The following is a 12,267-nucleotide window of genomic DNA, read 5'->3' as shown; positions in this document are numbered from 1 at the left end:
CCCGTTGGAGCGACGTTCCCGCCGCTCCAACGGATCCGGTCAGTCGTCGAGGGCGTCGAGCACGCGTCCGAGGTCGACGAACTTGAAGTTCGTGGCGTCCCGGCCCGGCTCCCCCGGCTTGTCGTCACCGTCCTGGACGACGAGCAGGCCGTTCGGGTACTTGCCGCCGAGCGGCTCGTTGAGGACGGCGGCGCCGTCGCTCTCCTCGGTGCCGTCGAGGGTCGCGGACGCGGCGGTCACCCGGAAGCCGCCTTCGTACTCGTTGTCTTCGTCGAGTTCGCGGTCGTAGGCGGCGAAAGTGTCGTCCCCCTGGCTGGAGGCGAGCAGGTAGCCGTCGCCGTCCTTCTGCTTGAGGATGGTGAGCCCTTCGACGTCGGCCGACAGGCGCTTGCCACCGTAGCCCGGGTCGGATCCGGGTACGCATTCCTCGGTCGCCTCGTCGTAGGTTCCCGGGATGCCGTACTCGCGGACCTTGTCGATGAGCTTCGGAGTGCCTTCGAGGTCGGCGTCCAGCCGCCAGATACCGACATCCTCCTGTCCCGCATAGAGCGTGCCGGTCGCGGCATCGACGACCATTCCCTCGACCTGGGGCAGTTCACCCGGCTCACCGCACGGAGTCCACGTCTTGCCGTTCGGCAGCCGGAACTCGGACGGCAACACGAGCGAGCGCACCTTGCGGTAGGAGACCGTGCCTCCGGCGCCCGCGGTCAGCTCCAGCAGGCTGAGAGCGGTGCGTTCCCGCTGGCTGACCACCGCGTACGAACGGCCGCTGGCGGGATCGGTCCACGTGGCGAGGCCGTAAGCGGTGCGCTGGTCGTTGATCTCCTCCTGCGACGAAGAGAAGATCGCCGGCGCGGCGGGATCGGTGACGTCGGTGAGCGGGGCGCCGGGGTTTCCGCCGTCGATACGGTAGATCCGCAGCCGGTCACGGCCGCGATCGCTGGTGACGGCCAGATCGCTCACCCGGGAGCCGACCTTCACGCGGTGCACGAGGTCGACGTTGTTGAACCGGCCGGGAGCATCGTCCGGTCCGGGCGCTTCCGGCGCCGGTATCGACTGCACTTCGCGGCCGTCGAGGTCGTAGACCCGCAGGCCGCCCTCCTTGACCGTGGCGACGACGAGGCTCCGGTCGGGAGCCGCCGGGTTACGCCAGATCGCCGGGTCGTCGGCGTCCGCGTTGCCGCCTGCTTCGTCGTCGTACACGGCCGGGGTTTCGGTCGTCGGCTTGACGCCGGGCAACGCGTCGGCCGCCGCGGCCGAAGGGGGCAAGACCGCGGAGAGCGCCGTGACCAGCACGAGCCCGCCGACGGTGAGGCGGGCTCTGGAGGCCTGAGCCATGAAGGTGTTCCTTCCTGAGGCGAATCGGACAGCCCACTATGAAGTCACCGCGTGACAAGTTACCCGAAAGTAACGGCACACCGAGGTGACCGGAACGTGAACACCACCGGCCGTCGCCGTGGGATCATCGGTCCCGTGCGCGCGCTGAACCGCCTCCTGCTGGTGCTGTGCTCAGGTCTCGTGGTGGCAGGCTGCGGGCCGGATGGTCCGGACGTATCCCAAGCGGACACGTTGCGCTCCTACCAGCCGCGCTTCGAGGAGGTCCGGCGCAAGCTGGCCCAGACCAAATCCCTGCTACCGGCGGCGAAGATCGGCTCGGCGTCCTGTGCCGTACCCACCCCGTTGGACCCCAAGTTCACGTACACGACCGAATACGACGTCCGGACCGGGCAGAGCGCGAACAACGTCGAGATCATCTCCGAACGGGCCCTCACCGACCCGGACACCCGGGTCAAGTACATGGACGCCTTCGAATACGGCCCGACGCAGCTAACCGAGGCGTTGCGCTGGACCGGGCCGCACGGCCCGCTCGGCGACGGCCGGATCGAGCTCCTTCCACCGGCGGCGTCGTGGGACGAGGAGGACGACCGCAAGCTGCGGGCCAAACTGGACGTCGGACTCGGCACCCGGTACGCCCTGGTCCTGCGCACGATCGAATACACGCCGCCCCAACGGATCGACGAACCCACCAGACAGGAGTTCCACAGCCGTATCGTGGTCGACGCCTTCATCGTGGACCTGCGACAGCCGGCCCTCCTGTGCTCGTTCACCGCGGACGCGAAGTACTCCGATCTCGCCGTGATGTACAACAGCCGCACGAGCTGGGCCGCCGAGATGTACGAGGACATGTCGGAAAGCCTGGGGTATCAGATCGTCCGGCAGCTGGAGACGCTGACCGGCGGCACCGCCGGCAAGCCGAAGTGACCCGCTCGCGCCGGCGCTGTCTTCCCCGGCGCCGATCGGTTTAACCTGGCCGCATGCCCTCGCCTGATCGTCTGGCCGCTTTCGCGCTCGCGTCGTTCGTCCTGATCCTCGTCCCGGGCCCCGCCGTGCTGTTCGCGATCAGCCGGGCCTTGGCGTACGGCCGTCGGACCGCGCTGATGACCGTGCTCGGCGGCGCGGCCGGCAGTTTCACCGCCGCCACGGCCGTCGCCATCGGCGTCGGCGCCATCATCCAGACCTCCGCCGTGATCTACACGGTGATCAAGCTCGCCGGCGCCGCTTACCTCGTCTACCTCGGTATCCAGGCGATCCGGCACCGCCGGGCGCTACGGGACGCCTTCGAGGCGCGAGCGGTCCCGATCAGCGGCGGACGCACCCTGGTACAGGGTTTCGTCGTCGGCGTCACCAACCCCAAGACCGTGGTGTTCTTCGCGGCGATCCTGCCCCAGTTCGTCGACCCCTCCGCCGGGCACGCCGGACTGCAGATGGTGGTGCTGGGCGCGGTGTTCGCCACGATCGCCCTGGCGATGGATTCCGTCTGGGGTATGGCGGCCGGGGCGGCCCGAACCTGGTTCGCCCGCTCGGCGCGGCGCCTGGACCTGGTCGGCGGAGCGGCCGGTCTCACCATGATGGGGCTCGGCGTCGGCCTGGCGGTCAGCGGCCGCAAGGAGTAGCGCTCAGCCGAGATGGTCGTTCGCGCCACTGACCCAAGCGGCGTATCGCTCGGCGGAACGGAGAACGGCGTCTTTCGCGCCGGCTCGCACAACGCCTCCGGTGAGGCCGTAAAGCCGCTCGAACTCGTAGGGCGCGAGCCGTTCCGCGATCCGCCGCACCAGCCCGGCCGAAAGCGGGATCGCGTTGGGATAGCTGCGCATGAAGCTCACCCAGCCCTCGGCGGCCACCGGCACGATGGTGTCACCGACCAGGAGCGAGCCGCCGTCCGTGGCGACGTGGGCGACCGCGGCACCCGGGAAGTGCCCGCCCGCCTCGACAAGGGTCACCCCGGGAAGGATCCGTTCGACCCCCTGCCACTCCCGGATCACCGGATCCTCCCGCCGCACCCACCGCCGGTCGGCGGAATGCACCAGGACCGGAACGTTCCCGAGGTGATGGCTCAGACTCACCTGCGAGCCGTACATATGCGGATGGCTGGCCACGATCGCGGCCGCCCCGCCGAGTTCGGCGATCTTGTCGAGCAGGGGCCGGTCGAGAGCGTTCGGCGGATCCCACAGGAGATTGCCCTGATCGGTCTGGACCACGTACGTCCACTGGCCGATCGCGAACTCCGGTTCCCGGTGCAGGCGGTGGATTCCCGGCTCCGGTTGTTCGTGCACCAGCTCGTGCGGTTCCGCGGCGAGTTCGTCCACTGTGGTCCAAGACTGCCCGGAGGCGCGGACGTACTGTCGCTCGTCCGCGCAGATCCCGCAGACCCCGGCCGGTGGTTCGCCGGTGTCGGGATGCTCGACGCCGCAGGTGCCACAGATCCAGATCGTCATGGGCCCAGCTTGGAACCTTCAGCCGACTGGAGGTCAAGCGGCCGCGAGTTCGAGTATCGCGACCGGCGGCAAGTGATTGCGCGATCCCGCCGCCGCGGTCTATCTTCCTACGTGTCCGGATAGCGTTCCGCAGTGTCCGCATACCGGACACGTGCCTGTCCGGCCGACTCGACGAGGAGCGAAAGTGACGAACGTGCCCGCCTCGCACGAAACGGCCGGTTCGAGGTCTGGCGGCGTCAGCCGGTCGGCGTTCCGGCGGGTCCTGGCGGGCAGTACCGCCGGCGCGGTGCTCGAGTGGTACGACTTCGCGCTCTACGGAATCCTCGCGGCCACCGTGCTCGGGCCGCTGTTCTTCCCCGGCGGCGACGGGTTCGCCCAGCTGCTGCTCGCCCTGGCGACCCAAGGGCTCGGCTTCGTCGCGCGCCCGATCGGCGGCATCGTGTTCGGCCATCTCGGTGATCGCCTCGGCCGCAAACCCATGCTGGTGACCACTTTCCTGTTGCTCGGGCTGTCGACCTCCGCGATCGGGCTGCTCCCCACCTACGCCCAGGCCGGTATCGGGGCGACGATCTCGCTCGTCGTGCTGAGGCTGATCCAGGGATTCGCCCTCGGCGGCGAGTTCGGCGCGGCCGTGCTGATGGTCAGCGAGTACGGAAGCCCGAAGCGGCGGGGCTTCTGGTCGGCGTGGCCGCAGGCGGGAGCGCCGCTGGGCACGGTGCTCGCCACGGCCGTCGTCGGCGGGATCGCCTTGGTACTCCCCGAAAACGCCTTCGACCAGTGGGGCTGGCGAGTCGGTTTCCTGTTCGCGATCCCGTTGCTGGCCATCGGTTTCTGGATCCGTCGGCGGATCGACGAGTCACCGGTGTTCCAGGAAGCGCAGGCGCGGGCCACGGCATCCGCGGACGCCGTCCGGGAGCGGTCGAGCATCCTGGAGACGCTCGCCCACCCCGGCCCCGTCCTCCGCGGGCTCGGCGTGCGGCTGGGCGAGAACGTGGCCTTCTACGTCTACACCGTCTTCGTGGTCGCCTATGCCACGAAGACCTTCGGCTACGACAAGTCCGACGTCCTCCTGGCCGTGGCCGTCGGGTCCCTGCTGCAGTTCGCGGGGATGCTGGCCGGCGGCTACTGGTCGGACCGCGTCGGACGGCGTGTCGCCATGCTGGTCCCGGCGGCGGGCCTCGCGGTGTGGGCACCGGTCTTCTTCGCCATCGTCCAAGCCGACAATCTGCCGCTGCTCTATCTCGGCATCGGCGTCGGCGCGGCACTGCACGGACTCCTGGCCGGGCCGGAAGCCGCGTGGATCGCCGAACTCTTCCCCACCCGCCGCCGTTTCGCCGGTGCTTCCCTGGTGTTCCAGGGTTCCTCGATCATCGCCGGCGCGCCCGCTCCCCTCATCGCCGTGTGGCTGGCCGAAAAACAGGGCCCGACGGCGGTCGTGCTGTACCTCGTCGGCACGATCGCGGTCACCCTCGTCGCGTTGCTCCTCAGCGCCGAAACCCGGGGATCCGACCTGAATTCCGACAACCGGTGACGTCTGTCCACTATGGATCGAACCTCACCGCCGGGAATTCGGGTGCGGGAAGCCGGGACGGCCGCTACGGTCCTGGCCATGACCTCGGATGAGTTCGTACCGGCCGGTTTCGTCCCTCCGACCTCGCTCGTGACCGAACGGTTCCGCCTCGAACCGCTGGGACCGCAACACAATTCGGCCGACCACGCCGCGTGGATGTCGAGTATCGAGCATATTCGCTCCACTCCCGGCTATCCCGACGGCGACTGGCCGCCTCGCGACGGCATGACTCCCGAGGCGAACCTCGACGATCTTCGCCGCCACGCGGCGGACTTCGCGCGACGCACCGGGTTCACCTTCACCGTCCTCGACCCGGCGGACGACGTCATCGGTTGCGTGTACCTGTATCCCCCGGACTCCGAAGAATGGGACGTCACGGTGCAATCCTGGGTACGGGCCGACAAGGCGGACCTCGACGCGGCACTCGCCGACGCCGTCGCGCGCTGGCTCGCCTCGGAATGGCCGTGGAAACGCGTGGACCGCTGCGGCCGCTTCTGATCTGTCGCTTCTCAGCTCCAGGCGAACAGGTCCTGCTTGAGGTTCATCGCCGCGAAAAGGTGATCGCGAGAGGTTTCGAGTTCCCGGCGCAACCGCGCCAGGTCCACGTCGAGCAGCCGCCCCTTCCACTTGCGCACCTTGCCGGCGACGATCACCGTCTCGACGTTGGTGCGGTCCATCAGCGACACGATCGCTCCCGGCACGCTGTTGAGCGGAGCCACGTTGAGCGCGGTCGCGTCGAGCAGGACGATGTCGGCCTCCTTGCCGGGCGTCAGGGTGCCGGTCCTGCCGTCGAGGCCGAGATGCTTGGCACCGTTGATGGTCGCGTACCGCAGCACGTCGCGGACGGTGAGCAGCTCCGGCGTGCCCGGGGCCGGCGTCGGCCAGTTGCCCGGCGGCACCAGGTCACCCTGGTCCAGGATCATCTGGTTGACGATCATGCGCTGCATGGTCATCGCGGAGCGCATCAGCGTGAAGGGGTCCGCGGCCATCGTCGTCTCGACGTCGGAGCTCAGCGAAGGTTCCATGCCGAGTTCCCGCAGCTTGAGGATGGGCGGCGTGCCGTGCCGCATGGTCATCTCGATCGGGAACGCCAGCGAAACCTGCGCACCGGCGTCCCGTAGCCGTCGCCAGGTCCGGTCGGACATGCCGGTCATGTGGATGAACAGGTTGTCCGGCCCCACCTCGACCCCGGCGGTGCCCTGGGCGAGGTCGTCGAAGACCGGCCGCATCCCCCACGAGCCGACGGCGTGCGCGGCGATCTTGAGATCCAGCTCACGGGCGATCGCCCAGGCGCGGGTGTACACCTGCCTCCCGAGGTGGAGCTCCCCGCCCATGACCATGGTCACCAGCCGGTCGTTCGAGGAGAACCATCGGTCGCGGATGCGGTACGCGTCCTCCGGATACCGGGCGCCCGTGCGGCCGTCGCCCTCGAAGAACCCGAACGCCGAACGCCGCCCGGTGTCGACGAGCGCCTGGATCGCCGCGTCGGTGTGCTCTGGTGAATGGTGGATCTGCGAGACGTCCAGCACCGTCGTGACCCCTGCGTCGAGCTGGGAAAGCCCTCCGAACAACGAGTTGACGTAGACGTCCGCCGGCCGGTAGGCCCGCGCGAAACCCTGCAGGATGTGCTCGCCGTAGTTCGGTTGCGCGCTCGGCGAGCCCGAGTGATCGTCGAGGAGCAGGCCGTTGGCGAGGAACGCGCGCTCCGCCGTCTCGAACAGGTGGTGGTGCGTGTCGACGAAGCCCGGCAGCACGACGCGCCCCCGTGCGTCGATCTCGCCGGCGCTTTCGGCGCGGATATCCGGCCTGATCTCGACGATCTTGCCGCCCTCCACCAGAACGTCGGCGGTCGCGAAGTCGCCGACGTTCGGATCCATGGACATCACCGCGCCGCCACGGATGACGTAGCGGCGTCCCGGCCGCCCGCTGTCTTCCGGCGGCCCGCCCTCGGCACGTCTTTCGGTCATGGGGGTGCCTTTCTTCGTGCGAGCACTATGAGTTGACGTATCAACTGATAGTCGTCGCTGAGTTGACTTGTCAACTCATGGGATAAGGTGGTGCCATGAAGCAGCAGGAGTTGACGGAACACGAACTCCGCGCGTGGCGGGTGTCCTTCCAGATGCTGGAGCTGCTGCGGACACGAATCGAACAGCAGCTCCAGGCCAGCAGCGGCCTGTCCAACGCCGACTACACCGTGCTCGCCCTGTTGTCCGAGGCGCCGGACGGGCGGATGCGCGTCTACGAACTCGGCCGCGCGGCCTCCTGGGAAAAGAGCCGCATGCATCACCAGCTCACCCGGATGGGCAAGCGGGGCCTGGTCACGCGGGAACGCTGCGGCTCGCGCGGCATGGAGGCGGTGATCACGGCGAACGGCCTCACCGCGCTCAAGCGGGCCTCGCCCAGCCACGCCCAGGAGGTCCGGCGCCTTGTGGTCGACCGCCTCACTCCTGAAGAACTCGACCAGTTCGCCGATATCGCCACCACGATCCTCGAGAATCTGCAGGCGGACCAGCCACCCGCCTAGCGGCTTCACCGATCAGGAAGGATCGACGGCCATGACCGACGCCAGACCGCTCGGCACCGACGAAGCCACGTTCATCGCGGCGGCCCGCTCAGGCGATACGGCACGGTTCGCGCTCATCACGGAGCCCCACCGGCGCGAGCTGCAGGTGCACTGCTACCGGATGCTCGCGAACTACGAGGACGCCCAGGACATGACGCAGGAGACGTTCCTGCGGGCATGGCACAAGCGGGAGTCGTTCAAGGGCCACGCCGCGCTGCGGACCTGGCTGTACCGGATCGCGACGAACGTCTGCCTCGACTTCCTGGAGAAGCGCCACGACCGCACCCCCGTCCCGGCCGAGCTGGCGGACTCCGAGCTGGGCTACCTGCAGCCGTTCCCCGACCGGATGCTCCCCGAAGACCCGCAGGAATCGGTGGTGGCGCGGGAAACGATCGAGCTGGCGTTCATCGTCGCCGTCCAGCGGCTGCCGCCGCGGCAGCGGGCGGTGTTCGTGCTGCGCGACGTCCTCGGCTGGCCGGCGCCGAAGGCCGCCGACGCCCTGGAGCTGACCGTCGCCTCGGTGACCAGTGCTCTGCAACGGGCGCGCGCGACGATGCGCGAGCAGCTGCCCGGCCCCCGTCTCGACTGGCGGAGCCCCGCCACCCATGAGCTGTCGAAGGACGAGCGCGGCGTGGTGAAGTCGTACATCGACGCCCACGAGCGCAACGACCTCGACGGCCTGATCTCCCTGTTGCGCGACGATCTGCGCTTCGCGATGCTGCCCGATCCGGGCACCGTGACCAGGACGGCCGGGGACGCGGTGGACGGCTGGATCTCCGGTGGGCTCTTCCAGCACGGCCACGACGACTGGCGCGGTATCCCCACGACGGTCAACCGCATGCCGGCCGCCGCACTGTACCTCCGCGCCCCCGGCACCCCGGACTACCGGCTGTTCGCCATCGCGGCCCTGCGCGTCGTCGACGGGAAGATCGCCGAACTCACCGGATTCGACGTCACCGGCAAACCATGGCTGGACCTTCCCCCGGCACTGTGATCGGTCACCGCCTCGTCTCGTATCGGGTCAGCACCACGCCGCCGGGGAACGTGCGCGTCTCCACGAGGTTCAGCTTCACCCAGCTGTCCAGCGCGGAGAAGAACGGCGTGCCCCCGCCCACCAGAACCGGCACGGTGACCAGCAAGTACTCGTCGATCAGCCCGGCCCGCATGGCGGCGCCGGCGAGCGTCGCGCCGCCGATGTCCATCGGGCCGCCGTCCTCGGCCTTGAGCCGGGTGATCTCGGTGACCGCGTCGCCGGTGACCAGGCGGGTGTTCCAGTCGACCGTGCCGGTCTTCGAGGAGAACACCACCTTCGGCATGTCCCGCCAGCGGCGGGAGTACTCGATCTCCGCCGGGGTCGCGCCGGGCCGCTGATCCGCGGTCGGCCAAGCGGCACTCATCACCTCCCACAGCTTGCGCCCGTACAGCGCGAGCCCCGTCGCGGCCACCCGGTCGGACCACCACTGGAACAACTCGCCGCTCGACGACGAGTCCGGTCCGTCACCCCCGCTCCAGCCGAGGTCGTCGCCGGGCGCGGCGATGTAGCCGTCCAGGGACACATTCATGCCGAAGGTCAGTTTTCGCATGGCGTCAGCCTCCCGTGAGTAGATCTCACCCATACAGACGGACGGGGCGGGAAAACCTGATCGGTGCCGGCACGGACCACTAGACTTCCGCGGCGTTCCAGGTCGGACGGCTGAAGGAGCTCGGGTGGCGGTCGATTCGGAGGACGCCGGATCCGGGGCGCCCTCGCCGTCGCCGGTGACGGATTGCGCGGTGTACGTCGACGGCCGCCGCTTGCCGGGCCTGCGCGATCACGCCGAGGCGCTGGCCGAAGTACGCCGCCGTGGCGACGGGTTCGTCTGGGCCGGCCTCTACGAGCCGGACGCGGCGCGGATGCAGGGCGTCGCCGAGGTGTTCGGGCTGCACGAGCTGGCGGTCGAGGACGTCGTTCACGCCCACCAGCGCCCCAAACTGGAGCCCTACGGCGACACGTTGTTCATGGTGCTCAAGACCGTCCGGTTCGTCGAGCACGAGTCGCCGACCACGGCGAACGAGATCGTGGAGACCGGGGAGATCATGGTGTTCCTCGGCAAGGACTTCATCGTCACGGTGCGCCACGGGCAGCACTCCGCGCTCCGCAGAGTGCGCTCGGAACTGGAAGCCATCCCGGAACGCCTGGCCGCCGGGCCGTCCGCGGTCCTGCACGCGATCGCCGACCACGTCGTCGACGGCTACCTCGACGTGAGCGAGGCGTTCGAGAACGACATCGACGTGATGGAGGCGCTCGTGTTCGCCCCGGGCAGCCCGATCAGCGCCGAGCAGATGTACCTGGTGAAACGGGAGATCGTCGAGCTGCGGCGGGCGGTGATGCCGCTGGCCACCCCGCTGCGGAGGCTGGCCGAGGGCTCCACCCCGCTCATTTCCGAGCAGGTCCGGACCTATTTCCGCGACGTCGACGACCACTTGACCACCGTCACCGAACGGGTCGCCGGGTTCGACGAACTGCTCACCACGCTCGTCGACGCGACACTGGCGAAACTGTCGCTGCAACAGAACAACGACATGCGCAAGATCACCTCGTGGGCCGCCATCATCGCCGTCCCGACCATGGGAGTCGGGATATACGGCATGAATTTCGACTTCATGCCCGAACTGCACTGGAAGTACGGCTATCCCGCCGTGATGGCGGTGATCCTGACCGCGTGCCTGGTCCTCTACCGGATCTTCAAAGGCAAGAAATGGCTTTGAACGACCGAGCCTGCCGAGACCAGGAGACAGCGTTGTCGAAACCGAAGAAGCCCACGTCCGCACGCTGCTTCCAAGGACCGTCGCCCGTCCAATGTGGCCTCCGTCGCCGCTGGCAGGCAAGTCGACCACGGCCCGATCGTTCCCTCCGTATCACCGAGGCGGTGGGTGGCCGCCCAGGCGGGATCGTCCGATACAGAGGGAAATTCCCGCCCAGGCGCCACCGCCGAGGGCTCACGGCCGCCGGAAACCCCTCACACGAATCCCCTCGTTCCGGCGGTTTTCCGGTCAGTAGTCACGTCCTGCGGTCATGACACCTCCTTTCGCCCTCCGCGACGCCGCTTCCGGCATCGCTCGGGCAGGACCTTAAGACGGGTGACGCGACAGCCGCTGTCATCGCACTTGCACAGCGCTGTCACCCGTCCGCGGCGACATCGCCGATCGTCAGACGAGCGATCAGGCCCGCGTCCACTTCGAAGCAGTAGCGCAAAGTGACGGTATTTCCGGGAAAGTTCCCGTCGAGCCGGATCCGCACGACGGGCCGGGTCGTGTCGGCCTCGGTCTGCCCGATGCGGGTGCTGGTGTACTCGTACTCACCGGCGGAGCGTTCGATCCACGCGCCGATCTCGTCGATACCGCGGTAGGTCTTGCCGTCGTCGATGACCGTCGCGTCCTTGGCGAAGGTGGCCTTCGCGTCGTCGTAACGGCCCTCGTCGTGAGCATCGAGGTACGCCAGTACGACGGAGGGCAGCCGCGCGGCGTCATAAGCGGTGTAGCTGTCGGTCATCGAGCGCTTCTTTCTATAGATGGGTTTTGCGGTCAGATCGTGCGAAGGGTGCCGCCGTCGACGACGATGTCCGCCCCGACGATGCTGGAGGCGGCCCCGGAGACGAGGAACGCGACCGTCTCCGCGATCTCGTCGGGCATGGCGAAGCGGCCCAAAGGCACACCACCGAGCGCGGCCATCAGCGAGTCCTGCGCCGCCGCCCGGTCGCCGTCGAACCGCTCGGCAAGGCGATCGACGAGATGGTCGGCGGCGTCGGTCTGGATGCCGCCCGGGGAGATCGTGTTGACCCGGATGCCGTGGGAGGCGAGCTGGCCGGCCAGTCCCTTGCTGTAGGCGCGTAGCCCGGCTTTCGCGGCCGCGTAGGCGAGCGTGCCGTCCCACAGCGGCATACGGGACTGGATCGAGGTGACGTGCACGATAGCCCCACGCCCTTCCTCGATCATGGCGGGGACGAGCGCGCGATCCAGACGCACCGCGGCCATCAGGTTCAGATCCAGCTCCTGCCCCCAATGAGCCTCTTCCAACGCGGCGAAGCCCCCGGCCGGCGACTGTGAACCGCCGGCGACATGGACGATCACCTCCGGCACGCCCCCGGCGAGGACCTCACCGGCCGCCCGGGACACATCGGCCGGATCGGTCAGGTCGCACGCGAGGAAACGCGCTTCGCCGTCACCGGCGGTGCGGGCGATGACGGTGACATCCATCCCCTCTCGCTGGAGGCGGCGTGTGACGGCGGCACCGGTACCACGCGTTCCACCGGTCACCACGGCGCGGACGAGGGACGCTCGCGAACGAGTCACTTCTAAATTAGCAGTCATAGTAACTG

The 12,267-nt window shown here is 68.7% G+C and carries 13 protein-coding genes; 7 read left to right on the top strand and 6 right to left on the bottom strand.

The features are described from left to right. Window positions 1-39 precede the first annotated feature (39 nt). Window positions 40-1,338, bottom strand: coding sequence for a phytase (locus tag H4W30_RS02640; RefSeq protein ID WP_192741308.1), 1,299 nt, complete (start codon window positions 1,336-1,338; stop codon window positions 40-42). A 96-nt stretch (window positions 1,339-1,434) separates the two neighbouring features. Between H4W30_RS02640 and H4W30_RS02635 the strand changes: the two genes are divergently transcribed. After that, entirely contained in the window at window positions 1,435-2,262 is an 828-nt protein-coding gene (locus H4W30_RS02635; RefSeq protein WP_192741307.1) for a hypothetical protein, read from the top strand. A gap of 53 nt (window positions 2,263-2,315) precedes the next feature. Further along, the gene (locus H4W30_RS02630; protein ID WP_192741306.1) at window positions 2,316-2,954 is read left to right on the top strand and encodes a LysE family translocator; all 639 of its coding nucleotides are present in this window, start codon (window positions 2,316-2,318) and stop codon (window positions 2,952-2,954) included. A gap of 3 nt (window positions 2,955-2,957) precedes the next feature. On the opposite strand, the gene H4W30_RS02625 is transcribed toward H4W30_RS02630, so the two are convergent. Then, complete coding sequence (locus H4W30_RS02625; RefSeq protein ID WP_192741305.1) at window positions 2,958-3,776, bottom strand: MBL fold metallo-hydrolase; 819 nt, start codon at window positions 3,774-3,776, stop codon at window positions 2,958-2,960. Between the two features lie 184 nt (window positions 3,777-3,960). On the opposite strand from H4W30_RS02625, the gene H4W30_RS02620 reads away from it, so the two are divergent. Further along, window positions 3,961-5,307, top strand: a complete 1,347-nt coding sequence (locus tag H4W30_RS02620) for an MFS transporter (RefSeq protein WP_192741304.1) — start codon at window positions 3,961-3,963, stop codon at window positions 5,305-5,307. A 78-nt stretch (window positions 5,308-5,385) separates the two neighbouring features. After that, window positions 5,386-5,844: a GNAT family N-acetyltransferase gene (locus H4W30_RS02615; RefSeq protein WP_192741303.1), complete on the top strand. Its 459-nt coding sequence runs from the start codon at window positions 5,386-5,388 to the stop codon at window positions 5,842-5,844. Between the two features lie 11 nt (window positions 5,845-5,855). On the opposite strand, the gene H4W30_RS02610 is transcribed toward H4W30_RS02615, so the two are convergent. After that, entirely contained in the window at window positions 5,856-7,313 is a 1,458-nt protein-coding gene (locus tag H4W30_RS02610) for an amidohydrolase family protein (protein WP_192741302.1), read from the bottom strand. 95 nt (window positions 7,314-7,408) lie between these two features. On the opposite strand from H4W30_RS02610, the gene H4W30_RS02605 reads away from it, so the two are divergent. Together H4W30_RS02605 and H4W30_RS02600 are read left to right on the top strand one after the other, a co-directional pair. Further along, the gene (locus H4W30_RS02605) at window positions 7,409-7,870 is read left to right on the top strand and encodes a MarR family winged helix-turn-helix transcriptional regulator (protein WP_225948733.1); all 462 of its coding nucleotides are present in this window, start codon (window positions 7,409-7,411) and stop codon (window positions 7,868-7,870) included. 31 nt (window positions 7,871-7,901) lie between these two features. Next, the gene (locus H4W30_RS02600; RefSeq protein WP_192741301.1) at window positions 7,902-8,903 is read left to right on the top strand and encodes an RNA polymerase subunit sigma-70; all 1,002 of its coding nucleotides are present in this window, start codon (window positions 7,902-7,904) and stop codon (window positions 8,901-8,903) included. 4 nt (window positions 8,904-8,907) lie between these two features. Here H4W30_RS02600 and H4W30_RS02595 read toward each other — a convergent pair whose 3' ends face one another. Then, window positions 8,908-9,492, bottom strand: coding sequence for a dihydrofolate reductase family protein (locus H4W30_RS02595; protein WP_192741300.1), 585 nt, complete (start codon window positions 9,490-9,492; stop codon window positions 8,908-8,910). A gap of 124 nt (window positions 9,493-9,616) precedes the next feature. On the opposite strand from H4W30_RS02595, the gene H4W30_RS02590 reads away from it, so the two are divergent. Further along, window positions 9,617-10,657 (top strand): magnesium and cobalt transport protein CorA, encoded by a 1,041-nt coding sequence (locus tag H4W30_RS02590; protein WP_192741299.1) that lies wholly within the window; start codon window positions 9,617-9,619, stop codon window positions 10,655-10,657. Window positions 10,658-11,069: 412 nt separating this feature from the next. Here the strand turns inward: H4W30_RS02590 and H4W30_RS02585 are convergent, their stop codons facing one another. Beyond that, window positions 11,070-11,441, bottom strand: coding sequence for a nuclear transport factor 2 family protein (locus tag H4W30_RS02585; protein WP_192741298.1), 372 nt, complete (start codon window positions 11,439-11,441; stop codon window positions 11,070-11,072). 32 nt (window positions 11,442-11,473) lie between these two features. Beyond that, window positions 11,474-12,259, bottom strand: a complete 786-nt coding sequence (locus H4W30_RS02580) for an SDR family oxidoreductase (RefSeq protein ID WP_192741297.1) — start codon at window positions 12,257-12,259, stop codon at window positions 11,474-11,476. Window positions 12,260-12,267: the final 8 nt, after the last annotated feature.

It is taken from the genome of Amycolatopsis roodepoortensis (assembly GCF_014873915.1).
Taxonomy (GTDB): domain Bacteria; phylum Actinomycetota; class Actinomycetes; order Mycobacteriales; family Pseudonocardiaceae; genus Amycolatopsis; species Amycolatopsis roodepoortensis.
This window is presented reverse-complemented; position numbering and strand designations above follow the sequence as displayed.